The organism is Bradyrhizobium sp. 197, from assembly GCF_023073375.1.
Taxonomy (GTDB): domain Bacteria; phylum Pseudomonadota; class Alphaproteobacteria; order Rhizobiales; family Xanthobacteraceae; genus Bradyrhizobium.
In genome coordinates, this window is record NZ_JADPJJ010000092.1 from 235,339 (window position 1) to 258,258 (window position 22,920).

The window sequence follows — 22,920 nt, forward strand, 5'->3', positions numbered from 1 at the left end:
CGTCCGATAATGAGGGCCGACCTTACTTGATCAGCCCTTTTTCCTTGTAATAGCGGATCGCGCCGGGATGCAGCGGAACCGGGCTGCCGCTGGCCGCCGTCTCGAGCTTGATCTCCTTGCCGGCCGCATGCGCATTGGCGAGCTCGGGCAACGACTCGTAGACCAGTTTTGTCATCTGATAGGCGAGATCGTCCGACACCGCCGAGCTGGTGACGAGATAGTTGACCACGGCCGCGGTCGGCACGTCCTTGTCCTGCCCGGTGTAGGTGTTGGCGGGAATGGTCGCCGCGATGAAGGGCAGGCCGATCTTGTCGACGGTCTCCTTCGGCACCGACACCACCGTGATCGGGCTCGAGGTCGAGAGATCCTTCAGCGAGGCCACGCCGAGGCCGGCCGATTGCAGCGTCGCGCCGAGCTGGCGGTTCTTCATGAGATCGACGGATTCGGCAAACGGCAGATACTCGACCTTGCCGAGATCCTTGTAGCTCATGCCGGCCGCCGCCAGGATCGCGCGCGAATTGAGCTCCGTGCCCGATTTCGGCGCGCCAACCGACAGGCTCTTGCCCTTGAGGTCCGCCAGCGTCTTGATGCCGCTCTCGGCAGTCGCGACGATCTGGATGTAGTTCGGATAGATCGCGCCGATGGTCCTGAGCTTGTCGAGCTTGGTCTTGAAGCCCGCCTCCTCCTCGCCGTCCCAGGCGGCTTTCAGCGAGTCGCCGAGCGTGAACGCCAGCTCGCCGCGGCCCTGCTGGAGCAGGATCAGGTTCTCGACCGACGCCTTGGTGGCCTGCACCTGCGTCTTCACGTTCGGAATCTTGTCGCCGTAGATCTTCCCGATCGCAACCCCGAGCGGGTAGTAGACGCCGGAGGTACCCCCGGTCAGCACGTTGATGAAGGATTGCGCCTGCGCGCAAGGTGCCGACGCCGCCAGAGCAAGAGCCGCGGCCACGCCGAAAATCGTTCGTTTCATGATCTTTCCACTCCCCAAACCGGCCGGGAAGTTGGCCGGATGAGGGGAGCGGGTCAACCTATCCAAAAGTCAAAACAGGACTGCGGTAAATGGCTGTCCTGGCTTGATTTTTGGGGAACCGGGCAGGTGCGGCGAGGTGGCGCAGCCAGGCGCGCTTACGTGGGATCAATCACTCACGCAGCAGGCTCGGTGCAACCTCTCCCGCGTACGGGAGAGATCGGCGCGATGCGCCGGGTGAGGGCTTTCTCCTCTGGGACTATCCCATTGCGGATACACCCTCTCCCCAACCTCCCCCGCAAGCGGGGTCGCAAGCGGGGAGGGAGCGCACCGTCACTGGCAAGCCTTCACTGGCAAGCCCTTACTGGCAAACCCTCATTGGAAGGTCATGTCCAGGCACTTGGAGATGTCGGAGCCGAGGCCGGAGGAGATGATGATGCAGCCGCGGACCTTCTGCGCGCTGACGTCGGCAGCCCAGACCGAGTAGCCGCCGGGGCCGAAGAACGAATTGGTGTTCGGCGGCTCGGTCTCGGTCGCGTCGAAATCGTAATGGCCGTCGGTCTCGAAGACGCGCGGCTTCTTGGTGCAGCCGCCGTCGGTCTGGACGTTGATGACTTCCTTGTTGTCGCGGGTCAGCGCCAGCGAGACCTGGCAGCGGAAATATTCCGAGGTCTTGGTATTGAAGAGGTAGGTGTAGGACTTGCAGGTCGCAGTGTTGAGCTTGCCCGGGGCCAGGCCGCGGCTGCACGAAATCCGCTGGTTGTGGCTGAGCTGGTAGTCATCGGCCCGGGCGGCCGGCGCCAGCGCCGTCAGCAGCAGCGCGGCGGCCCAGCAGGCTTTAACGACATGGTGCATCCGAATCATCCCTACCCAATATTTTGTCGAATTGCGTTCTAGACGGAAAGCGGAACATAGTCGCGCGGGGACGATGGGAAAATCACAAACTGCTGGGCAAGACGTGATGCGCTGCGGCACTTACGCAGGTTGACCTGTAAATGCCGTTCGTGATTTGTTCAAGACGGGCAACCCCAATGGCGGGGAGGATGGATGATGATATTTTCAAAGAAGACATTTGCACTTGTTTCGGCTGCACTCGTAGCAGTGCTCGGTACGTTCGCGGCTCCCACATCGGCGCAGACCGCGGCCACGCCGTGGGAGCTGAAGCCCGACACGGGCTATGCTTATGACAAGGAAGGCAAGACCTTCTCCTACAAGATGGGCACCAGCAATGCCGGCGAACTTCTGAAGGGTGCCAAGAAGGTGCCGAAGGGCACGCTGTTCTTCATCGGCCACAACGGCCAGCTCTATATGCGCAGCGGCCCTTATCTGGAAGGCGACGGCAAGTTCAAGTTCGGGGCGGATCAGTAGGGGCGGCGCGTTACCTACTCGGTGTCGTCACCCGCGAAAGCGGGTGATCCAGTATTCCAGAGGCCGTGATGGGATACGGCGAAGCCGCGGCGTACTGGATGCCCCGGTCGAGCCGGGGCATGACATCGACCTGTTCTGACGCCAGCTAAAACGCCCCCGCCAGCTCCCGCGCGCCGGCATTGTTGCTGTTGCTGTCCATCCGCGTATCCGTCACCGCCAGCAGCTTCGCCACCGTGTTGTGGCGGATCGCGACCGGGTTGCGCTCGTAGCCGCCGCGCTGGAAGAAGTTCGAGGTCGGCACCTGCTCGCGCATCGCCTGCGGCATCGTCACCATGTCGAGGCCGGTGCCGTCGCCGGTGAGGTTCATCATCTCGAGCTCGGCGGCAGTGAGCGGACGGCTGTACCCCTTGGTGCGCGCGAACAGCACCGAGGTGAGCAGCTTGTGGGTCTGCAGCATCGGCCCGATATCGATGTCGAGCACCATGGCATGCATGGCCCAGCCTTGCGCGGTGTTGCCGATCTTCTCGTGCTCCGACCAGGAGTCGGGCACCGACTTGGCATGCGCCACCATTTTCTTCAGAACCGTGAGCTTGTGCTCGAGCGACTGGCGCGCCGGTCCCGAGGTCCGCGCTACCTTGTCGGAGAGCGCGCGGATGAGTTCATGGCCCTGCTCGGCCAGCAGCTCGACGCTGTTTGTGGTCAGCAACTGGTTGTATCCCATCGCGGTCGAGATCGCGCGCTTGCCGCCATGCTCGATGCCCGCCTGCACGTCGTAATTGCCGGTGCCGCCGGTTTCGAACGCATAGACCCGCACCGCCTGCTCGCGCGTCAGCCCCGAGGCCAGCGCGTAGCGTGCATAGACGCGCTTGAACTCGACTTCGCTGGACGGCCGTTGCGGCGTGAACTGGTAGAGCTCCTGCGCCGCGCGCAAGAGATCGGCGACCACGGGTATCGGCTTTCTGGTGGGACGGTCCGGGGTTTCCTCCGGCTCCGGATTCACCGGTCGCTTCGGCCCGTTATAGAGCGGCGGATGCTCCAGCACGTAGTCCTCTAGCGTGACCTGCTGTCCGCTGCGCCGCTTGGCGTTGCGGCCACGACGCTTCTCGGAGATCTGGCTCCAATAGGCGCCAGCCTCCTCATCGAAGGCGCCGCGTGCCGCCTGATATTCCTGCAGCTTGCGGCGATATTCGAGCACCGCCGGCGACGCTCCACCCTGCGCAAAGAACTGCGACAAGAGCTGGCCTCTGGCATTGCTGACGGCCGGCGGCAGCGCGTCGGATTCGCCACCGCGCGCGGCGGGCGCGAGCAGGACGAACGCGAGTGGAACCAGCCTCACGGCATTTCGAATCGATCGATGCATGCCGCCTTCTTAGCAGCTAGCCGGTAACCGTCACGTTAACGCGCCGTTTACCTCTTTTTTCGTCTCTTGCATCACTTCCAGGCGAATACCGGCTGTTCCAGCTCGGTGACGCGGGTGTGCCGTCCCGCCAGTACTTCGCGGAACTGGTAGATCAGCGCCGCCGTCGGTGCGTGGATCAGGCTCGTCTGATGATGGAAGCGGATTACACGGCGCGTGCTCTCGGGGATCGCGACGAAATCGAAGGCGTCGTCGCGCTCGATCGTCGCGAGAGCGATGCGGTGAACCGAAGCCACCTCGTCCGGATTTGGTTTGATCGCAGCACTGTCGGCGGCCCAGACCACGACGGGCGTGATCAAATAGCCGGAGCGGGTCGGATAATCGTCGAGCGTGCCGAGTACCTCTGCACTGGTGAGACGGAGGCCAAGCTCCTCGTCGAGTTCGCGTAGCGCCGCTTCGACCGGCGTCTCGCCGGCATCGCAGCGTCCGCCGGGCAAGGCCCATTGGCCGCGATGAGCGCGCAGATGCGATGCACGCAGCGTGAGCAGCAACGCCGTGTCATCGCTCTCGCTGGCCGCGGTCAGCGCAACCACCACTGCGGCACACTTCAACGCCGCCGGCGCTTCGTCCTCCGGCAGGCGCGTGAAGGCCGCGCAAGCGGCCGCGATATTCCGTCGTGTGGCATCGTCGAACGGTTTCATGATGCTTGACTACACCACGTTCGGCCCCGATGAAATGAGATCGCAAGGCCCGCGCAGGAATGGACGACGACATGACCAACAAGACGGCCGCAAGGCTCAAGTCAGACGGCTGGACCATCCTGGAAACCACGGGCTTCATGCACCTGATCGGTCCCCTGTGGGAGCGCAAGGTCGACGGCCAATACGAATTCGCACTTGCGACCGAGGACAAGCACCACAACCGCCGCGGCATGGTCCAGGGCGGCGTGATGATGACGTTCGCGGACCGCACCTGCGGCATGACCGCCCGCTACGTCTCCGGCAAGGAGTTCATGGCGACGGTACAACTCGACACCCTTTTCGTCGAAGCCGGCCAGATCGGCGACATCCTGATTTCCCGCCCACGCGTGGTGCGCTCGACGCGCAGCCTCGTCTTCATGAGCACCGAGGTGACGGTGGATAGCCGTTGCGTGGTGATGGCAAATGGCGTGTTCAAGATTTTGAAGGGGCCGGGGTAGATCGATTGATCAGGCCGCCACCGCTGCCCAACTTCGTCATTGCGAGCGCAGCGAAGCAATCCAGATTCTTTCTGCGGATGCATCTCTGGATTGCTTCGCTGCGCTCGCAATGACGGAGCTAGGTGGATATGCTGTTGGCCAATGAAGCACTGAGGAGCCAGCCCATGCAATACCGCCAGCTCGGCCGCAGCGGCCTCAAAGTGTCGCCGATCTGCCTGGGCACCATGATGTTCGGCGGGCCGACCGATGAAGCTGCCTCAAAGCGCATCATCGCGAAAGCACACGAGGCCGGGATCAATTTCATCGACACCGCGGACGCCTATTCGAAGGGTGCATCCGAAGAGGTCGTGGGGCGCGCGATCGGCAACAACCGCCATGCCTGGGTGCTTGCGACAAAGCTCGCCAACCCCATGGGCACCGATCCAAACCGTGTCGGCCTGTCGCGGCGCTGGGTGTTGCAGGCAGCTGATGAAAGCCTGAAGCGGCTCGGCACCGATCACATCGACATCTACTATCTGCACAAGGAAGACCATGCGACGCCGCTGGAAGAGACGGTGCGCGCGATGGGTGACCTGATCCGCGCAGGCAAGGTGCGCTATTTCGGCGTCTCGAACTACCGCGCCTGGCGTGTCGCCGAAATCTGCAACATCTGCGACCGGCTCGGCATCGACCGGCCCGCGGTGAGCCAGCCCTATTACAACGCCATGAACCGCATGCCAGAGGTCGAGCACTTCCCGGCCTGTTCCTATTACGGCCTCGGCATCGTGCCCTACAGCCCACTGGCGCGCGGCGTGCTGACCGGCAAATACAAGCCCGATGCAACTCCCGACAAGGAGACGCGCGCGGGCCGTAACGACACCCGCATGATGCAAACGGAATGGCGGCCGGAATCGCTTCAGCTCGCGCAGAAGATCAAGACCCATGCCGAGAAGAAGGGCATCACCGCCGGCCAGTTCGCGGTCGCCTGGGTGCTGAACTCCGCCTTCGTCTCCTCGATCGTCGCCGGCCCCCGCACCGAGGAGCAATGGGACGGGTACATCAGCGCGCTCGACTACCGCTTCACTGCGGATGATGAGGCGCTGATCGACCGTCTGGTGACGCCGGGCCATCCCTCGACGCCGGGCTACAACGACCCCGCCTATCCGATCGAGGGCCGCCGCGCGCGGACGGCTTGAATCGCGGAGACGACGATGGCGCTTGACGATCGCTACGGCCTGCCGCTCTCCACCACCTCGCATGAAGCGGCAAGCGCTTATCGCGAGGGCATCGATCTCATGCTGGCGGGCTGGACCGGCACGGCGGAAGCGCTGGAGCACGCGATTGCGGCCGATCCGGACTTCGCGCTTCCCCATATCGCCCGCGCCCGCGTCCATGCCTTCTACCAGCAGGGCGATCTCGCGCGAAGCCGGGCTGCGCTCGCGCGCGGGCTCGTTGCGAAACACGGCACGGAACGCGAGCGTTCGCATGTCGAGACGCTGGCGCTGGCAATCGAGGGCCGGCTGCCCGAGGCGATCGCGGCGACGATGAAGCACGTCGAGGCGTGGCCGCGCGACGCATTGGTGCTGTCGCTGCCGCTCGGCGCGTTCGGCCTGTTCGCGTTCTCCGGCATGGCCGATCACGACCGCGCGCGGCAAGAGCTGTGCGAGCGCGTCGCCCATCACTTTGGCGAGGACTGGTGGTTCCTCACGATGTACGGCTGGGCGATGACCGAGAACGGCGACATCGCGCGCGGCCGCGGCGTTACCGAGCGCGGCTTCGACCTGCGCCTGCAGAATGCCCATGCCGCGCACGCCGTGCTGCATGCGATGTTCGAGGACGGTTCGATCGCGGCGGCCGATCGGCTCGTCGACGACTGGCTCCCCTCTTACGACCGCGCCGGAATTTTGCACGGCCATATCCGCTGGCATCAGGCGCTCGGCGCGCTGGAGCATGGCGATGCCGCGCGGGCGCTTGCGATCTATGCCGATGTGCTGCAGCCGCAGGCCACACAGGCGCCGCCGCTCAACGTCGTCACCGACGCCGCGTCCCTGCTTTGGCGCCTGTCCGCTTACGGCCACGCGGTGCCGAGAGCGCTGTGGGTCGAAGGCGATGACAACGCGCAAAAACTATTTCCGAAATCGAGCCTGCCCTTCGCCGACATCCACATGGCGCTGTTCGCGGCTGCGACGCAAAATCGCGAGGCGCTCGCCGCGCGTCTTGCCGTGATCGAGGAGCGGCTCACTGAAGGCAAGCTGCCGGCGGGTCCCGTGGTGCCGGCGGTCTGCCGCGCCCTGGCAGCCTTCGCGGACGAGAATTACGCGGCATGCGTGCAAATGCTCGCGCCGGTTCTCAGCGAGGTCGTGCGCCTTGGCGGCAGCCATGCCCAGCGCGAGCTGATCGAGGACACCTTTATTGTCGCTCTGATGCGCAGCGGCGAGCTGCCCCGCGCCCGCGCCCTGCTCAATGCCCGCCTGCACCGCCGCCCATCCTTGCGCGATGCGCGCTGGCAGGCGGCGATGGTAGCCTTGCCACGAAAAAAACACCCGGCTGACGGAAAGTGCCAGCTGGGAATGGGTTGGCGACAGGGCAAATCGCCGTTGGGGTGACGCGGTGGTATTCCAGGCGGGTTCGGCAGAACAAACGGGATCGCAACCAATTTGCGGTTCGCTGGTTATTGGACGGAACTTTTCCGTGGTTCCCAGGCATGTGAGCCTTCCGATGCGCCTCTGCCGCCCAGTGCTCGCTGCCGCCCTTCTCGCCTTGGCAAGCCCTTGTCTTGCCGAATCTTTCGCGCCGATCGCCGTCAAGAACCCGCTCGGACAGCAGACCGCTTTTATCGACCTGTTGGCGCTGATGTCAGGCCACTGCAAGACGTTGAAGGTCGCCGGCCGCACCTTCGCCTGCAAGACGGTGGCCTACGCCCATGGCGGCAGCGGCCGGGTCAATTTCGCGGTCGCAGTCGACGATCCCTCCGATGGCAACCACGTCGTGTCGTTCTCCGGCGAGAACGGCAAGCGCGCCGACGACAATTCCTACGAGCTGCCGATCGACCGCATGCTGCTCAACTCCAAGGACCGTCCCAAGGTCGACGGGCTGCCGGTGCCGGCCGAGCAGACCTCCACCGGAGTTTGCCGGCAGACCGGAAATTTCGCCGCCAAGAAGGTGACAGACGTGACCTGCTCGGCCACCGACAGCGAAGGCCGTCGCTACGAACTGCTGTTCGTCTCCGACGGCACGCCGGTGAGCGTGCGTCGCATCAGGCAGTCGGCGCCGTCGATCCAGGATCCGTTCAAGTAGCGGCGCGCTCCGGCTTTCGTCAGGGCGATCCGCATCCGTGAGGATGTGGGCGCGTAGCCCGGATGGAGCATAACGCAGTCCGGGAAAGTCTCGTAGCGAGCAGCGGGCTCGGATTACGCTGCAGCGAAATCCAGGCTACGGATCTTCCGTCGCAAAACGAGGGAAGATCGACATTGCGCGTTGTCTTCTTCGCCTCGCATAGTCGGTGCAGCAAGCAAGTCCGAAAGCAATCCTGATGCCTCACCCCCTCCCCGCCCTCATCGTCGTCGACGTCCAGCGTGCGTTCGACGAATGGGAAGCAGCGGGCAAGCGGCGCAACAATCCGGATGCGGTGGGGCGCATTGCCGATCTCCTGAAGGCGTTCAGAACGGGCGGCGCGCCGATATTCCACATCCGTCATGAGGGCACCAGGCCGACATCGTCGTTTCTTCCCCAAAACTCCGGCTACGCCGTCAAGGACGAGGCGCGCGAGCAGCCGGGCGAGACGGTGATCGTCAAGCGCGTCAACAGCGCCTTCATCGGCACCGATCTGGAAAAGCGCTTGCGCGCAGGCGGCATCGGCACGCTCGTTATCTGCGGCGCCACCACCAATCATTGCGTCGAGACGACGACGCGGATGGCCGGCAATCTCGGCTTCGACGCGCATCTGGTGCGCGATGCGACCTGGACCTTCGAGCGGGTCGGGCCGGATGGCGACAAGCATTCCGCCGAGGAGATCCATGCGATGACGCTGTCGAATCTCAACGGCGAATTCGCACGCATCGTCACCACCGATGACGTGGTTGCGTCATTCGCGGCAGACTGATGGCAGAGTTGCGATCTACGCCGGTGATGCGACAATAAATCTCACGAAACGCACACAGTCGCGCGAATCATACATCCATGAACTGCGTCGATGAACTGCGTCGTTTCGACGCCCGCACTGGCTGGAACGCGCAGCCTGCCCATCTGTTGTCACACGACATTCAACTGGAGTGATGACATGAAGTATCTCTTTGTCGCGATGGCCGTCGGTGCCGCGGCGCTTGCCGGCGGGACGGCGGCAAACGCGGCCAACAATTCAAGTGCGAAGCAGAACGCGCAAGGCCAATCGACCGATATCAGCGCGCAGCACAGGCACCACTATGGCCATCGCCAGCATTGGCGTCCTCACCACTATCGTGGCTATCATCGTCCGCACTACCGCAGCTACGGCTATTACCCGCGGCATCACGGCTATTACGGCGGAGGACCGTACGGAGCTTACGGCCGCGGCGGTCCCGGCGTGACGTTCAGCTTCGGCGGCAGCCGCTGGTAAGACGCAGACCCGTAAGACGAAGGGCCCGCGGGATGCGGGCCTTTTTCTTGCTCGTCAGCTATCCCCGCAAGATCATACGCGCCGTCTCCAGACCGCTCGCCAGCGCCGCTTCGACTGTGCCCATATCGGCTCCGCGATAGAGCGCCTCGCCGGAGAACAGCACCGCGCTGTCAGCGCGCGCGAGGATTGTTTGCGCCTCGCGCGTTCGCGGCGTCGCCCAGGAATAGGCGCCGCAAGCGTAGGGATCGTGCGCCCAGTTGGTCGCAGCGGCCGCCACGAGCTCACGCGCAATCTCTCCGCGCGGCTGCTTGAAAATAGCCGCCAGCGAATCGAGCCCGGCATCGACCAGCGCTTGCGGGTCGGGGTGCGACAGCGCTGCCGTGCGCGGGCCGCCGAACCAGCCGGTAAGCACGGGATGCCCGTTCGGATATTGCGTCCACCACACCGGGATGGCCTGGTCGGACAAAAGGAAGGTCATGTTCGCGAGCTCCTGCTTGCGCTCGCGCCACCATGGCCGTGAGAAGCGCAGCAGGATTTTGATCACGTTGCCGAAGCCGATCTCGTCGGCAGCCGCGGCTTTCCCGCGTGCGCTCTCCGGAAGCGCGATGTCGCGCAACAACGGCAACGGAACAGTGAGGATCACACGATCGCAGCCCTGCACGTCGCCGCCGGCGCAGCGGACCGCCATCTTGCCGCCGGCCTCCTCGATCGCCAACACCACGCAACCGAAGCGAAAAATCACGCCAAGCCTGCGGCACTCCGCCGCCAGGAAGTCAATCAGCGCACCATAGCCGCCATCGATGCGCGCCTGCGGAGAGTGCCCGCCGTGCATCCACTCCTCGCGCAGCGCCAGCGTGGAGGCGCGCTCGGGGTCGGCCGCGTCGTAGCCTTCGACCATTCGCTCGATCGAATGGCGCAGCCGCGCGTAATCATCCCCGGCAAAATGCCGGCGCAGGAATTCGGCGACGGTGAGATCGTCCCTCAAGTCTCGCAGCACGGCTTGCAGCTCAGCCTCATGCGGATCGTGGCGATCCTCACGCATGATGTCTGCGCCGTCAAAGCTCCACCGCTCGCCTTCGATCTCCTGAAGGGATAGCCCGGCCTCACGCAGCAACGCGCGCGTGACCGGCGCCTCGCCGTGGACGAATTCGGCGCCGCCATCGGCGGGGTATTCGAACTCTGAAATCGACAGCGGATGGATGCGGCCGCCGCAGCGCTCGCGCGCCTCCAGGATCGTCACTGTCGTGCCCGCGCGGACAAGCTCACGCGCCGCCATCAGGCCGGCCGCGCCCGCGCCGACAATGACGATGTGCTCTGATTGTCCCGGCATGTAGCTGCTTTACGTGCCCGTCGCCTGTGGGTCGTTCTGGATGAGATAGCGCAGCAGCAGCACGCCGCCGCCGAGCGGCCGCGCGCTTTCCAGCGTCATCGCGGTCAGTGGCGCGCGCTGCTCGCTGTCCGCGTCGGTTGAATCGAACACGAAGGGTGCGCCCTTCGCGCCATCGATCGCAGGGCTCAGGATCAGATTGAATTCGTCGATAAGGCCGGCGCGCAGGAATGCGCCATTGGCGACGCCGCCGCCCTCGACCAGCAAGCGCTTCACGCCCAGCTCGCGATTGAGAAGGTCCAGCGTCAGCGCGAGGTCGATCTCGGACTTGCCGGCAAAGATATAGGACACGCCCTCGCCGCGGAGCCCGGCGAGATGGGAATCGGAGACGCTCTCGGTCAGCACCACGACGACCGGATCGCCGCCGATATCGGAGCGGCCCCAGCCGATCTTGCCCTGCGCATCGAGCACGACGCCATAGGTTTTCGCGTCCCGTCGCGCGAACCAGTTTTCGCGCGGAAGTTTCGCGTCCGTCGTCGTGGGATAGGGCTTGCCCTTGGCGAACTCCGAGCCGGTGACGCGGCCGATCACCCAGGCATCGCCGCCGAGCTCGTCATGGATCTTCTCGAACCAGTCTGTGCCCGCCCCCTTCGGGCGCCAGCGGCTTGGATGGGTGCGGCCGTCCAGACTCGAATGCATCAGACAGATGACGTAAGGCTTCATGCGTATCTCCGGGCCGCGCTCAGGCTGCCGGCTCATTGCCCTTCTCATTCCCTGTGGCCCGATCGTTCACGATCACCGCGAGGGATTGAGCTTTGGCGGCGCGACGAGTTTTAGTGTGTTGGTGTCGCGATGGTTGAACGGCGCGCCGCGCACGAACAACTCGGTCTGGATCAGATAGGTCCAGCTGCCGTCGCCGTTGAAGGTGATGTCGCAGCGGTAGGCATCAGTGCGGAACGCTTGTTCCAGAAAGTCGGTCGAGCAAATCCCGTAAGCGGTGTCGCCGCGCTTCGCTGTAACGGAGATCTCTTTGTCGTCCGGCCCGGCCTTGCCCGACGCCAGCAGCACCTGCCCGCGCGGGATCGCCAGCGTCTGCATGATCAGCCCGGTCGCGGGCTCCCACAACCAGTAGCCGACCTGGTGATGGAAGGTGATGTCTTCCTCGGGCGTGTTAATGTGGATGTGATAGCGCAGCCCGTAAAGCAGCTGCGGCCCGTTAGCCTGCGGATCGATCGGGTCCATCCGGATATGCTCGATGAAGGTCCGCCGCTCCGGCCCCTCCGCCTTCGGATTGATGTCGATACCCTTGTCAGCCTGCCAGACGCCGGCGAGACGGCGGAGCGGACCGAGATTGGCAAGACCGTCGGGCGAGACGTCCGCGGGCTCGGTGAAGATGTCGGCGGGAAGGGGCAGCATGGATGTCCTCGCGTCGTTGCGAGGCAGGAATAGCATGAGAGCGCGGGCGTGGCTCGTGCTCAAGCCTCACAATCGCGAATGGACACAAGCGCCACGCGCAGACGATACATGACGCGAAGCGGAGCCGAACCTCCTGAGTTCGGCTCCGCCGCCAGGACGTCTAGTAACGGTGGTCGCGGACCTCAGGTTGATTCCGGTGATCCCGGACGATGCCGACGCTTCCCAAGATTTTGTGTTCGGCGCGCCCGTTGCGCCGCCGGCAGCTGGTATTTGCGCGCCGGCGCTGACGCCACTGAAGTTTCCGGTGTGAACGCCCCCTCAAGCAGCTTCCGACGTTGATCTCGCACGCTGCTCGAGCACGCCGATCGTCGAGACCAAATTGTCGCGCCGGGCGCGAAGGTTCAGTGCGAGAAGCGGATATTCCGGCTGATGCACGTCGAACACGCGCGCTCGGGCTTCTTCCTCGAGAATGTCGGTGTTGATGAGTCGAACGCGCCACCACAAATCGGCGATCAACCCATCGAGCCGGAGTTCGCCGGCAGCACCAGAACGGGACACATCTTGCATCGCTTGCCTCAACTTGAAACGGCCTCTCTACCAAGGCCGGACTTTGGTCCTGACTGAGCAAGCAGAGTGCCAGCAATGGGCGGGCACGATCTGGTTCCGGAATTAAGCTCGGGGCTGCGCATGACGAACTGCTGAACGGACGCTCTTGTCGATCCTCAGCGTTGGCGGCGGAACGGTCGATGACCCTCGAAACGTCTCGGCTTAGCGTTTCGTCTTGGGAAGCACCATCCTGCCCTGTGTAGCAATGCCACCCCACTTGGCAGACCAGCTGACTTCCGGGGCGGAGGATTGCTTGATACCCTTCTGATCCCACGCCCCCTGCAGCGCAAACAGGGCGCCTTGGGGATCGACACATCGCACGATCCAGCAACCATCGGGCAACTCGATTGGTTCCTGGAGAACCCGACCCCCGCCAGCATTGATCCGCCGGGCCGCCGCGCCGACGTCCTCGACATTGAAGTAATGGAGCCAACACGCCTGCGATACGCTCGGAAGCTTGGTGAGCATGCCTCCGATCGTCTGCCCGGCCGCCGAAAACAACTCGTACACGCTTGCCGGGCCGGCGTCGGCGGAGGCCCGTTGCCAGCCGAGAAGCTCGCCGTAAAACGGAAAGACCTTGCTTCGGTCTTCGGCCAGCAACTCGTGCCAGCCGACGCGCCTGGGCTGGTCCGGCCCGCTCGGTTGCGATTGGCCATATGTCAGCCCGGTGACCAGCGCAAAGGTCGCTCCTTGCGGATCGGCGACCACTGCAATGCGGCCGATGTTGCTGTCGGTCGGCAATACCAGGATCGCGCCTCCAAGCCGGCGGATCTGCGCGGTCCTCGCATCCATGTCATCGACGGCGACGTAGCCGAGCCATCTCGGCGTAGCTCCCATTCGCACCCCCTCTTCGGGGAGATCCATAAGCCCGACGACCGGAGTTTCGCCCGCAGTCAGCAACGAGTAAGCCAATTCCGCGCTCGACGCATCTTTCACGGCCCAGCCGACGACCTCCGCGTAAAAAGCAGCCGCCGACGGCATGTCCGTCGTCAGAAGCTCGTACCAAACGAAGCGTCCGGGTAGATCGACCAAGCTAGCCTCCCCGTTCGAGCGGGCAGACCATTGCGCACTGCATCATGCGCCGCAGCCCGGTGTCATCGACAGGAACTTGCCGCGATGTCGTTCATGAAGATGAATGCGATCTGAACGAGCGCCACTACATTTCGTGTTCACGTGAATCTTGCCCGCATTGATTGCTCGGCGTAGCATCATTGCAGAAGATCGTTCTTCCAACCATGGAGGATGCGGCCATGCGACGAACGAAGCAAGCTTCGAAAAAGAGGCGAATGACCAAAGCCGCAGTCCCGGCGCTCGGATTCGCCGGACTGACTTTTTCGCTGGCGGGAAGCGCGATGGCGTCCGCGGTGCCGCCAAGCGAGCCTCAACAAAGACCGAACTTCGCGCCCGGCCAGTTCACCACGCTCAACGAGGAAGAACTCGCGGACGTCAACCTCGCCACCTTCCATCTCGCCACCGATGAGAGAAGCTTAAGCGGAGTGCTGCTCGCGCGCGGATGCGGTGGCTGTCGTGGCTGCGGCGGTTGCCGTGGCTGTGCGGCCAGAGGTTGCGGTGGCTGCAGAGGTTGCGCAGGCTGCAGAGCCTGTCGCTGCGGCGTCGGATGCGGTGGCTGCGGCGTTGGCGTGATCGGCGTACCAGTGGCATGCACAGGGTGCTGTGCGTCATGGGGCCGCTGCCGCTGGTGCTAGAAGGCAGCACTCCCTGACTGTGTGTCGACGGGTCGCGATTTCATTGGCCGGGCTCGCAAACGACCCGGCCAATTTGCTGTTTTTGTTACAGCGTTCGCTGCGCCCGGCTGGTCAGCTTGCCGATGGCGAGCGAGTGTGTTCCAACTTATCCGAAGAAGAAGGCCGGTGGTCGAGCTCGGTGCACAAGTCGGGCCAGGCCAAGCGTTCGTCGCGCGCCGGCAATCGGGATGACGGGAACAGGATCGGCGTGCTGACCCGATGACAGTCAAGCGAAAGAGCAGCGCTACGAAGCAAACCCGCAAGGACATCTTGCGATTCGCACCGAACTTCACCGCCTATCTGCTTCCTCCCAATGTGGTCTGTCTCTATTCCGAGAACCGCAAGTTCTTCCTGCACGGCGATCTGTATTGCGCCGTGGCGAGCGCGATTGGAAAAAACGGCAAGACTGCGCCGGAAATCATCCGCCTGCTTTCGAAGAGTTTTCCCGTTGCCGAGATCGAGGAAGCCATCAGGCGGCTGCTGGAGCGCAAGTCCGTCATCAGCGGAGCATCGCACGCATTTGCAGGCGCCGTTAATGGATATTGGGCAAGCCTCGGCCTGCCTCCCGAGGTCGCCGAAGAGAATCTGCGCAATTGGCCTGTGCGGGTGGAATCGATCGATGTCAAAGGCGCGAGCGAACTGAGCGCGGCGTTGAGCAAGCTCGGGGTTCGAATCGCCAAGCGGTCGCCCCGGCTTATCATCACGCTTGTGAACGATTACCTCGAGCGGCGGCTCGCCGAGTTGAACGGCGAACGCGTGACCGCCGGGACGCCCTGGCTGCTGGTCCAGCCGTCCGGCGTGTTTCCGCTGGTGGGACCTGTGTTCATGCCGGGCGAGAGCGCCTGCTGGACCTGCCTGCACGATCGCATGATCCGCAATCGCGAGATCAAGGGGTTTCTCGACCGCGGAGTGGCGCAAGCGGTCGCAATATCGCCCCTGGTCAGCGACACCGTAGGACAAACCGGGATCCACTTCGCTGCGGTTGAAATCGCGAAGGCGATCGCCTCCGGATTTCGCACTGATCTCAGCGATCATATCGCGAGCTTCGACCTGACCGGGGCTGCGATCGTCAAGCACTACGTCGCGAAACGCCCGCAATGCTCGACCTGCGGCAGCAAGAAGCTCAGGAATCCACGACGGGCAGCAGTGCCGATCGAGATTGCCGAGGGCAGAAAGCTCGTCATGACCAGCGGCGGATACCGCACCGTGACGTCGCGAGCCACCGTGGCGCGGTACCGCAAACACGTCAGTCCGCTGACCGGCGTGGTGTCGCGGCTCGAGCGGATCGAGGCCGATCTGCCGATGAACACCAATTTTTTCGCCCATCACAATTTCTCTGCGCCGGCCTGGAACGTCGACCAGCTCAGGTCCGGCCTGAGCGGCGGCAGCTTCGGCAAGGGCTCCACGGCCGAGCAGGGCGAGGCCAGCGCGCTGATGGAAGCGATCGAGCGCTACTCGGGCATTTTCCAGGGCGACGAGATCAGGACAAAGCGCCGCTTTGCCGATTTCGCTCCGGGTGACGCTCTTCTTCCCAACGACGTCCAGTTCTTCAGCGACATGCAGTTTCAAGACAGGCATGCCCCGCAGCCGGACGATTCACATCCGGTTCCAGAACCGTTCGATCCCTCGACCAGGACCGAATGGTCGCCGGTCTGGTCGTTACGCGACAAGCGTTTCAAATATCTTCCGACGGGCCTTTTGTATTTCTTCTATGGCGGCTTCCACACGGATTCCAACGGATGCGCGGCCGGCAACACCCGCGAGGAGGCCATCGTTCAAGGCTTCCTCGAACTGGTCGAACGCGATGCCTACGCGATCTGGTGGTACAACCGCGTCCGGCGCGCCGAAGTGGACCTTACGCAATTCGAGGATTCCTATGTGCGGGATCTCCAGAGCCAGTTTGCCGACGCGGGGCGACGGCTCTGGGTGCTCGACATCACCAGCGATCTCGGCATTCCCTCCTACGTTGCGATCATGCACTGGATGCAGAACGGACACGAGAATATCGAGTTCGGGTCGGGCTCGCATTTCGACCGCCGCATCGCCTTGCTGCGTTCGCTCACCGAGCTGACCCAGTTCATGTCGATTGGCATGATGAGCGGCGGAAGCGGCGAGAAACCGTCGCTTGACGGTGTCACGCCGCTGCGGCTGGACGATTATCCGTTCCTGATCCCGAGCGACAATCCGATCATCCCGCCGGCACCTGACCTCGAGGTTCACGCCAATACGCGCCACCAGGTCAATGCCTGCGTCGAGATTGCCGCCGGCGCAGGATACGATTTCCTCGTGCTCGACCAGACGCGACCCGACGTCGAGGTCCCCGTCGTCAGGGTGCTCGTTCCGGGCTTGCGGCATTTCTATCGCCGCTTCGGGTCCGGCCGGCTTTACGATGTCCCGGTGAAGCTTGGGCTGCTGGATCGCCCGCGACTGGAAAGCGAACTGACTCCGTTCCTGCCACACACCTGAAGGCTGGCCTCGTTGCACGTTCCCCGGAAAAAGCCGACGAGGAAGATCACACCGATCATCGCCGCCCGACTGAACGGCCGTTTCTCCCTTCAAATGCAGGCCGACGGAAGCATTGCCGCTGTCTCGGGCGATTATTCGGTCGGTCTGGGACAATTCAACGCCGCGGCGATCGCTCGCGCGGGGCATCTCGCCTCCGGCCTGCCGCTCGCCTCCCTTGCCGGCAAGAGCGTCCTCTCGGGACAAGTTCATGTTCTGGTGCGGCGACTGGCGCAGCATGGGCTGCTCGACTATCGCCTGTTCTCTCCCCGTGACGCGCAAGATTTGGTGGTCATCGAGCCACAGGTCGCCGAATACTGGCCGCAACGCGCGAAGCTATCGAGCAGCGATACGATCGTGTTGTCGCGCTTTGCCTATCTGCGCCGGCGCGGCAACGAGATGGTGCTGGAATCGCCGCGCGCCGGCGCGCTGTTCCGGATTTGCGATCCCGTCGTCGCCGCCACGCTGGCTGCCCTGTCGCAGCCGCAGAAGATCAGCAAGCTTCGCAAGCAGGTGCCTTCCCTGAACCTCGATCTGCTCGGACTGCTGCTCGACAGCGAGATGCTGATCAAGCTCGATACGAAGGACAGAGACGGCCTTCGAGCGAACGAAGGCAACCGCAATCTCGTTCTCTGGGACTTCCACGATCTCGTGTTTCACACGCGGAGCACGGAGGGCCGGCATACCGATCCGGTCGGCGGCGCGTACGCCCATGCGGGGATCGTTCCGCCGTTGCACGCGGTGCGCCCGCCCTGGCCCGGCAAGAAAATCTCCCTCGGCAAATTCGCCACGCCAGACCCGGCGTCTTCCTTTGCTAAGCTGTTGCGCGAGCGCCATTCAACACGGGATTTCGACGACCAGCATCCGATCACACTCACCGAGCTCGCGCAGTTTCTCGACACGACCGCCCGCGTGCTGTCGAAATGGAAGAGCGGCGCAGATGTCAACGGTGGCCTTGAGGTCGCCTACAGCTCAAGGCCGTATCCGGCGGCAGGCAGCGCCTACGAGCTGGAGTTGTACCTGACGGTCTCGAACTGCGAGGGGCTTGCGCGCGGACTTTATCACTACGACGCCGGTGGCCACGCACTGGTCGCGATCGACGCCTCCGCCCAGCAACTCCAGGCGCTTTCAATGGCCGCCGAGTTAGCCATGGGCGCATCCGGTCCGCCGCAAATCCTGATCACGATCGCCGCGCGGTTCGGGCGGATCTCCTGGAAATACAGCGCGATCGCGTATTCGCTGATCCTGAAGGACGTCGGCTGCATGATCCAGACGTTCTACCTGGCAGCAACCGATATGGGCCTCGGCGGCTGCGCCATCGGCACTGGCAATATCGATCTGTTTGCAAAGATGACGGGGCTCGAATTCCACGTCGAGGGCCCTGTCGGTCAGTTCGCGCTCGGACGCGGCAGGAAGCCAGCGAGCCTAGGCTAGAGGACGATATTTTTTGGATGTTGCCGTTTGGACCGTGCGCAAAAATGGTGCGCCATTCAGAACAAAACTACGAACTCATATATAATTGAAATTCAATTCTATTCGAAAGAGGCCGGACTGGAGGCTAGGTCCGCCGCGCATCTGCCAAGGCCTGCGGCTCGACTAGCAAACCTTGTCGTTCGTAACGGCGCCGGGTCGTGCTGAAGCGCACGACCACGGCATGTCGAGTGCTGTTCGCTTTCACGCGCCGCGTCAGCAAGGCATCGCCCGCCGGCAGAAACTCGAGATCGCCGAGGCCAACGCAGCGCAGGCACGCCGGGCCAGGATTCTCCATTATCAACAGATCGCCGGTGCCGCCGCACCGATGGCATCGCCACTCCGCGTTCAATGGCTGGACGACCACCAGTTCCGGCGCGCGGCTTGCCTTTTCCGCCAGGCGCTCACGCTTCTTCTCGGAAAGCTCCGGTGACACCCAATGTGTTCGGTATGACGCTTCGATCGCAGGATTTCCGCTTCGGCTGAAACGCAGCCTCTGGCGTCCCACCGTACGGGCAACATACACCGTCTCGCTGGCAGATAATCCCTTGGCCACCGCCCACGACCGGAATAGCCGCATAGCTTCCGAGATTCGCGGCGGATTGGTCCGGACAACCTCCTCCAGGCAGCCGATCTGGCCGCGGCGCCAGCGCTCCACCGCTTCTGGATCAAGCCAACCGATCTCAAGGAGAATGTCGATGCTGCTCACAACGAGCCGGGCGGCAAGCGCCGTTTCAGCCGCTCTGGCGACACGATCAGCAAGTGGAACCCGATTCTTCCGGCTCATTTTTTAAGTCGAACTCGCTATGCCCGGGTGCAAGGCAAACTTTATCCGTCCAGCGCCGACGCATGCGCCAGGTCCTCTCGTCGCTGCTTGGCACGCCGCTCGTAGCTGGCCTGGTTCTTGGTCGCGATCAGCGTGTGGGGGCTGCCGCGCCTTTCGGTCGTGAGGTCAAGGTCACACGCGTACTCCGAACGCTTTGCTCGACATGGGTCCTTCGATCCTGGATCGCCTTCAGGCGCCATTGCTGTTGATCCGGCGCGGCCAGGAACGCGCCCAGTCGACGGCACTCGTCACATGTGCATTTGAGCGGGTTGGTCCTGGTCCAGTCCGGTCGTGCCTCCAGCGGCAGGGCGATGCGCCTGCGCAAATGGTCGAGAGACGCCTCGCGGAGCCGCCGCACCGCCGGCCAAACCCTGCTCTCCACCAGCCTGGCAAACGCGCGAGCGGCGGGGACCAGCACGTCGTCTGGTTTGTATGTCTTCGGCCAAGCCAGCAGGTGCTCGATCGCTCGCGCCGCGAGCCCCGCGTCGATCCGGCTCGTCGCCGTCACAAGATCGACGACGAAGCCCGGCTTCACCGGCGTTGGCCGGGTCCAGGTGTCTACCCGCTCGCTCTTGGTCGGATCGCCCGGCAAGGCCTCTATCAAGGCTGCGCCGATCTGCTCCAGGTCGCCCGTCGCACCCGTCGGCGCCGCGACGCATCGCTGCAGCAGATCGCCGCAGGCACTGAGATGGGCCGAAGCGCTATGCCTGACGATCCGGACCAGCAGCTCCGTTGCGCGCGGGGCCGGAAGAAGCGCGGCGGCGCGCACGATGGCGGCGTTGTCGGGCGCAGCGTAATGGCCTTCGGCGGATCGCTCGGCGAGAAACGAATCGATGCGCGCCACGTTCCCCAGCCGGACCTGCAAATCGAGCATCCGGCCGGCTTCGGCGTCGTCGTCCGCCCGCCAGGACGAGCGCGACCAGGAGCGCAGCATGTGCCCCGAAAGCTCATCGGCCTCACGCCACAACGGCGACTGGATCGATGCGTTGCTCGTCTCCCAGCGCGCCGTCAGATCTTCGAGATACGGCAGCGTGGTGCGGAGGCCGGCCTGATTGAGCACCGCGAGCCTCCGCGCGATCGGCCACAACACGAAGCCGGCACGGCGATAGGTACGCTCGAAGGACGCGCCTTCGTTGCCTGTCGCTTCGTGAAAATGCTGCTCGTCCGGCGTCAGATCCTCAAAGGCATCGGGCGGGCAGAGCTCGTCGTCGGCAAATGGAAAATCGTCGAACCCGGCCTCGCCGCGATCCGGACGCCGCGACTCGGACAGGATCAGCGCCCGGTCAACGACCTCGGCGGCCTCAAATTCTTCTTCGTCATCCTCCTCCTCGTCGCGACTCCAGCGACGACGGCCGTAGTAGCCGGTATGTTCGGCGCTGCCGCTTTCCTCGATCGACACGAGAGCGAGGTGGAGATCGCAATCCGCCTCTGCGGCCGCTTTGGCCAGCACGGACGCAATACCCGCATCGGCACCCTTGAGTGCCCCGAACGACAGTTCCGTCGGCGTATAGGCGTGCTCCAAGGGCAGGATCAGCTTATCGGGCTCGTCCTCCGCGCTCGCCCAACTCCGCAGCAGCTCAACCACGCGCCCGTGCTCCGCGCGATAGTCGGGCGCCTTCAGCTGACGCCTCTTGTCGGCGAAATGCAAGTTATAGACGAGCGTCAGGCGACATCCCTTCTTCACGGGACGCACTTCATGCACGCAGTCGGCATAGAACGCCGCGAAGCCGATCTCCGACGGCTCCTCCGGACGTAGATCGAGCACCTCCCGGCCGAGATGCTTTATGACCAGCTCGCCGCCGCTGTGGGCCGAGGGCAGCACCAGCACCATCGTCGCGAACATGCCGGGCACCTTCTCGGTATCGCGGTGATCGACGAAGAAGCCGCCGGGGTCATAGACAAGAAGCTTATAGAAGTCCGCCGCAACCGGTTCGCTCACGCCAAGCCCAAGGGATATGTCGGCGACGAGTCCGGCCAGGGTCTTCTCCCAGTGACGCCCTCCAATCCGAACCTTGGCCGGATCGACCTGCCAAGTTCTCCGGACTTTGCGATCGACCACCGTCTCCTCGCCGCGCCCATGGGGAGCTTCCTCGGCGATCGCGACGAGCCGCTCGGCTTGTACGGGCAGAATCGGAAACGCGATCCTTCCCACGCCGTCGACGTCGATCGCCGGCATGAAGATCTCCCGAATTCCACCGATACAAAAGTCGCCCGGACGCTCGACGGAACGAAGACTGTTGAGCAACGCGGTACCGATCGGCGACATGGCAACTCCCTGCAAGCTGGACAGCGTTTCGTGAACGATCGACACGTCGACGCGCTGGGCCTTCAGGAAATTATACGCAGCGAACGCACGCGTGTGAAATCACGGTCATGCGTCACCAGGGCGGCCGCGTTGATCGCCAATGCGCTGGCCGCTTGAACAGCGTCTGCCAGCTTGAGGCGGAGCGACGCCCGCAGCCTCGCAGCACTTTCCGCAATGTCGATGTCAAGCGCGATCGGTTGCCACGATTCGAGGATCGCACGGTAACGCTGCGCGAGCGCGTCATCACGTGCCTGCAGGGGCCCGGTCAGCACCTCGGCGACGGCGATGGTCGTTACGGCGAAGCGCAGACGCCCAGCTCCATGGGCTTCGAAGAGCGGCTTGAAGCGCGGTCCGAATTTCGTGTGTCCCTCGAGAAAGTAGATGATGGGCGCCGAATCGACGAGAACGAGCGCATCCTCCGGCAGATCTCCAAAATCTAGCGGTTCCATTCGTCACGCAGCTTTCGAAGCGTACGGGTGCTATTCTTCCCCCATAGCCCATGTCCGGATCCTGCGACGGTCATCAGCGACTGCTGGCGAATGGCAGCGCCATACGCCTCGATCGGCACTAACGCTGCAACCGGACGGCCATGTCTGGTAATGACCGTCGAACGGCCCTTCTCGGCTGCTTCGAGAAGATCCGGGAGCTGATTGCGGGCTTCTTCCGCGCCTTTACGCAAGATGGGGTTCACTGCGCTTTTCTCCTAAAGAACCGTACAGCACCGTACAGATTCAGTCAACAACATCCGGCCGGCCGAGCCTCTCGGACCTTCGCTGGAATTTTCAATACCGCATTTTTTCGGCCGGGAGGACGACGACGAAGGGCGGCGCCATGGTCATCGGGGGTCGATTCACTGGCCCGCTACGGCCTTAACCAGACAAAATATCCCTGCATTACCAATACAGGGAGAGGTCAGTTAGCCGGAAAAAATCAATCGCCAACATGTGGGACGTGCAATTCGACGTGCTTAGGTCCAGGACCGCCAGTATCTGCGGCCGCACCTTATCGCGGCCGCTTCTGACAACAACTCTCCAACAACGAAGCATTAACCGGCCGGGCCTGCTCAGCTAAATTTCAGGTAGCATCAGTCATTGGGCCTGAAGCGTTGGTCAGCTGTTGGTTGCCTCCCCCAAGGTAGCCAAGCGGCGTTCGAATAGCAGCGTGCATCTAATCGGAGCTGTATGGGCGAGCGTGCGCCTCACGACTTGAGAATCGAAGAACATAATCTCAAAGCTCGAATCCAAGGTATCATTCAACTAG

At 63.5% G+C, this 22,920-nt stretch carries 23 protein-coding genes and 1 pseudogene; 11 read left to right on the top strand and 13 right to left on the bottom strand.

What is annotated here, in order from left to right:
- Positions 1-22: 22 nt before the first annotated feature.
- Both IVB27_RS21540 and IVB27_RS21545 read right to left on the bottom strand, forming a co-directional pair.
- The gene (locus IVB27_RS21540) at positions 23-970 is read right to left on the bottom strand and encodes a TAXI family TRAP transporter solute-binding subunit (RefSeq protein ID WP_247351256.1); all 948 of its coding nucleotides are present in this window, start codon (positions 968-970) and stop codon (positions 23-25) included.
- 372 nt (positions 971-1,342) lie between these two features.
- The gene (locus IVB27_RS21545) at positions 1,343-1,822 is read right to left on the bottom strand and encodes a hypothetical protein (protein WP_247445237.1); all 480 of its coding nucleotides are present in this window, start codon (positions 1,820-1,822) and stop codon (positions 1,343-1,345) included.
- A 195-nt stretch (positions 1,823-2,017) separates the two neighbouring features.
- Between IVB27_RS21545 and IVB27_RS21550 the strand changes: the two genes are divergently transcribed.
- Complete coding sequence (locus IVB27_RS21550; RefSeq protein ID WP_247445462.1) at positions 2,018-2,335, top strand: hypothetical protein; 318 nt, start codon at positions 2,018-2,020, stop codon at positions 2,333-2,335.
- 145 nt (positions 2,336-2,480) lie between these two features.
- Here the strand turns inward: IVB27_RS21550 and IVB27_RS21555 are convergent, their stop codons facing one another.
- Together IVB27_RS21555 and IVB27_RS21560 are read right to left on the bottom strand one after the other, a co-directional pair.
- On the bottom strand, positions 2,481-3,695 hold the full coding sequence (locus tag IVB27_RS21555) for a hypothetical protein (protein WP_247445238.1): 1,215 nt from the start codon (positions 3,693-3,695) through the stop codon (positions 2,481-2,483).
- 71 nt (positions 3,696-3,766) lie between these two features.
- On the bottom strand, positions 3,767-4,393 hold the full coding sequence (locus IVB27_RS21560; protein WP_247445239.1) for an NUDIX hydrolase: 627 nt from the start codon (positions 4,391-4,393) through the stop codon (positions 3,767-3,769).
- 71 nt (positions 4,394-4,464) lie between these two features.
- Between IVB27_RS21560 and IVB27_RS21565 the strand changes: the two genes are divergently transcribed.
- From IVB27_RS21565 to IVB27_RS21590, 6 genes are all read left to right on the top strand, one after another.
- Positions 4,465-4,890 carry a PaaI family thioesterase gene (locus IVB27_RS21565; RefSeq protein ID WP_247445240.1) on the top strand — a complete coding sequence of 142 codons (426 nt, stop codon included), beginning with the start codon at positions 4,465-4,467 and terminating at the stop codon, positions 4,888-4,890.
- Between the two features lie 164 nt (positions 4,891-5,054).
- Positions 5,055-6,065, top strand: a complete 1,011-nt coding sequence (locus tag IVB27_RS21570) for an aldo/keto reductase (protein ID WP_247445241.1) — start codon at positions 5,055-5,057, stop codon at positions 6,063-6,065.
- 15 nt (positions 6,066-6,080) lie between these two features.
- Positions 6,081-7,475, top strand: coding sequence for a tetratricopeptide repeat protein (locus tag IVB27_RS21575; protein ID WP_247445242.1), 1,395 nt, complete (start codon positions 6,081-6,083; stop codon positions 7,473-7,475).
- 112 nt (positions 7,476-7,587) lie between these two features.
- Entirely contained in the window at positions 7,588-8,166 is a 579-nt protein-coding gene (locus IVB27_RS21580; RefSeq protein WP_247351271.1) for a hypothetical protein, read from the top strand.
- Positions 8,167-8,401: 235 nt separating this feature from the next.
- Positions 8,402-8,971 carry a cysteine hydrolase family protein gene (locus tag IVB27_RS21585; protein WP_247445243.1) on the top strand — a complete coding sequence of 190 codons (570 nt, stop codon included), beginning with the start codon at positions 8,402-8,404 and terminating at the stop codon, positions 8,969-8,971.
- 177 nt (positions 8,972-9,148) lie between these two features.
- Positions 9,149-9,463 carry a hypothetical protein gene (locus tag IVB27_RS21590; protein WP_247445244.1) on the top strand — a complete coding sequence of 105 codons (315 nt, stop codon included), beginning with the start codon at positions 9,149-9,151 and terminating at the stop codon, positions 9,461-9,463.
- A 58-nt stretch (positions 9,464-9,521) separates the two neighbouring features.
- Here the strand turns inward: IVB27_RS21590 and IVB27_RS21595 are convergent, their stop codons facing one another.
- The 3 genes and pseudogenes from IVB27_RS21595 to IVB27_RS21605 form a co-directional block, all read right to left on the bottom strand.
- Positions 9,522-10,793, bottom strand: a complete 1,272-nt coding sequence (locus tag IVB27_RS21595; RefSeq protein ID WP_247445245.1) for a flavin monoamine oxidase family protein — start codon at positions 10,791-10,793, stop codon at positions 9,522-9,524.
- 9 nt (positions 10,794-10,802) lie between these two features.
- On the bottom strand, positions 10,803-11,513 hold the full coding sequence (locus tag IVB27_RS21600) for a RibD family protein (protein WP_247445246.1): 711 nt from the start codon (positions 11,511-11,513) through the stop codon (positions 10,803-10,805).
- Between the two features lie 19 nt (positions 11,514-11,532).
- Positions 11,533-12,206: pseudogene (locus tag IVB27_RS21605) on the bottom strand (FABP family protein).
- A 187-nt stretch (positions 12,207-12,393) separates the two neighbouring features.
- On the opposite strand from IVB27_RS21605, the gene IVB27_RS43015 reads away from it, so the two are divergent.
- Positions 12,394-12,516: a hypothetical protein gene (locus IVB27_RS43015; protein WP_256468458.1), complete on the top strand. Its 123-nt coding sequence runs from the start codon at positions 12,394-12,396 to the stop codon at positions 12,514-12,516.
- A gap of 8 nt (positions 12,517-12,524) precedes the next feature.
- Here the strand turns inward: IVB27_RS43015 and IVB27_RS21610 are convergent, their stop codons facing one another.
- Positions 12,525-12,773: a hypothetical protein gene (locus tag IVB27_RS21610; RefSeq protein ID WP_247445247.1), complete on the bottom strand. Its 249-nt coding sequence runs from the start codon at positions 12,771-12,773 to the stop codon at positions 12,525-12,527.
- Between the two features lie 201 nt (positions 12,774-12,974).
- Positions 12,975-13,844, bottom strand: coding sequence for a VOC family protein (locus IVB27_RS21615; protein WP_247445248.1), 870 nt, complete (start codon positions 13,842-13,844; stop codon positions 12,975-12,977).
- Positions 13,845-14,561: 717 nt separating this feature from the next.
- On the opposite strand from IVB27_RS21615, the gene IVB27_RS21620 reads away from it, so the two are divergent.
- From IVB27_RS21620 to IVB27_RS21630, 3 genes are all read left to right on the top strand, one after another.
- Complete coding sequence (locus IVB27_RS21620) at positions 14,562-14,780, top strand: hypothetical protein (RefSeq protein WP_247351285.1); 219 nt, start codon at positions 14,562-14,564, stop codon at positions 14,778-14,780.
- Entirely contained in the window at positions 14,777-17,023 is a 2,247-nt protein-coding gene (locus IVB27_RS21625; RefSeq protein ID WP_247445250.1) for a TOMM precursor leader peptide-binding protein, read from the top strand. The genes IVB27_RS21620 and IVB27_RS21625 overlap by 4 nt, the downstream gene beginning before the upstream one ends.
- A 93-nt stretch (positions 17,024-17,116) precedes the next feature.
- On the top strand, positions 17,117-18,493 hold the full coding sequence (locus tag IVB27_RS21630; RefSeq protein ID WP_247445463.1) for a SagB/ThcOx family dehydrogenase: 1,377 nt from the start codon (positions 17,117-17,119) through the stop codon (positions 18,491-18,493).
- Positions 18,494-18,617: 124 nt separating this feature from the next.
- Here the strand turns inward: IVB27_RS21630 and IVB27_RS21635 are convergent, their stop codons facing one another.
- The 4 genes from IVB27_RS21635 to IVB27_RS21650 all read right to left on the bottom strand — a co-directional run bounded on the left by IVB27_RS21635 (position 18,618) and on the right by IVB27_RS21650 (position 22,351).
- Entirely contained in the window at positions 18,618-19,316 is a 699-nt protein-coding gene (locus IVB27_RS21635; protein ID WP_247445251.1) for a hypothetical protein, read from the bottom strand.
- Between the two features lie 127 nt (positions 19,317-19,443).
- Positions 19,444-21,531, bottom strand: coding sequence for a 2OG-Fe(II) oxygenase (locus IVB27_RS21640; protein WP_247445252.1), 2,088 nt, complete (start codon positions 21,529-21,531; stop codon positions 19,444-19,446).
- A 152-nt stretch (positions 21,532-21,683) separates the two neighbouring features.
- Entirely contained in the window at positions 21,684-22,109 is a 426-nt protein-coding gene (locus IVB27_RS21645; RefSeq protein WP_247445253.1) for a type II toxin-antitoxin system VapC family toxin, read from the bottom strand.
- Complete coding sequence (locus IVB27_RS21650; protein ID WP_247351293.1) at positions 22,097-22,351, bottom strand: type II toxin-antitoxin system Phd/YefM family antitoxin; 255 nt, start codon at positions 22,349-22,351, stop codon at positions 22,097-22,099. Before IVB27_RS21650 ends, IVB27_RS21645 begins: the two co-directional genes overlap by 13 nt.
- Between the last annotated feature and the right edge of the window lie 569 nt (positions 22,352-22,920).

Coding starts and splice junctions, on each gene's coding strand:
- IVB27_RS21540 (WP_247351256.1), bottom strand. CDS start 970: ATGAAACGAACGATTTTCGGCGTGGCCGCGGCTCTTGCTCTGGCGGCG.
- IVB27_RS21545 (WP_247445237.1), bottom strand. CDS start 1,822: ATGCACCATGTCGTTAAAGCCTGCTGGGCCGCCGCGCTGCTGCTGACG.
- IVB27_RS21550 (WP_247445462.1), top strand. CDS start 2,018: ATGATATTTTCAAAGAAGACATTTGCACTTGTTTCGGCTGCACTCGTA.
- IVB27_RS21555 (WP_247445238.1), bottom strand. CDS start 3,695: ATGCATCGATCGATTCGAAATGCCGTGAGGCTGGTTCCACTCGCGTTC.
- IVB27_RS21560 (WP_247445239.1), bottom strand. CDS start 4,393: ATGAAACCGTTCGACGATGCCACACGACGGAATATCGCGGCCGCTTGC.
- IVB27_RS21565 (WP_247445240.1), top strand. CDS start 4,465: ATGACCAACAAGACGGCCGCAAGGCTCAAGTCAGACGGCTGGACCATC.
- IVB27_RS21570 (WP_247445241.1), top strand. CDS start 5,055: ATGCAATACCGCCAGCTCGGCCGCAGCGGCCTCAAAGTGTCGCCGATC.
- IVB27_RS21575 (WP_247445242.1), top strand. CDS start 6,081: ATGGCGCTTGACGATCGCTACGGCCTGCCGCTCTCCACCACCTCGCAT.
- IVB27_RS21580 (WP_247351271.1), top strand. CDS start 7,588: ATGCGCCTCTGCCGCCCAGTGCTCGCTGCCGCCCTTCTCGCCTTGGCA.
- IVB27_RS21585 (WP_247445243.1), top strand. CDS start 8,402: ATGCCTCACCCCCTCCCCGCCCTCATCGTCGTCGACGTCCAGCGTGCG.
- IVB27_RS21590 (WP_247445244.1), top strand. CDS start 9,149: ATGAAGTATCTCTTTGTCGCGATGGCCGTCGGTGCCGCGGCGCTTGCC.
- IVB27_RS21595 (WP_247445245.1), bottom strand. CDS start 10,793: ATGCCGGGACAATCAGAGCACATCGTCATTGTCGGCGCGGGCGCGGCC.
- IVB27_RS21600 (WP_247445246.1), bottom strand. CDS start 11,513: ATGAAGCCTTACGTCATCTGTCTGATGCATTCGAGTCTGGACGGCCGC.
- IVB27_RS21610 (WP_247445247.1), bottom strand. CDS start 12,773: ATGCAAGATGTGTCCCGTTCTGGTGCTGCCGGCGAACTCCGGCTCGAT.
- IVB27_RS21625 (WP_247445250.1), top strand. CDS start 14,777: ATGACAGTCAAGCGAAAGAGCAGCGCTACGAAGCAAACCCGCAAGGAC.
- IVB27_RS21630 (WP_247445463.1), top strand. CDS start 17,117: ATGCAGGCCGACGGAAGCATTGCCGCTGTCTCGGGCGATTATTCGGTC.
- IVB27_RS21635 (WP_247445251.1), bottom strand. CDS start 19,316: ATGAGCCGGAAGAATCGGGTTCCACTTGCTGATCGTGTCGCCAGAGCG.
- IVB27_RS21640 (WP_247445252.1), bottom strand. CDS start 21,531: ATGCCGGCGATCGACGTCGACGGCGTGGGAAGGATCGCGTTTCCGATT.
- IVB27_RS21645 (WP_247445253.1), bottom strand. CDS start 22,109: ATGGAACCGCTAGATTTTGGAGATCTGCCGGAGGATGCGCTCGTTCTC.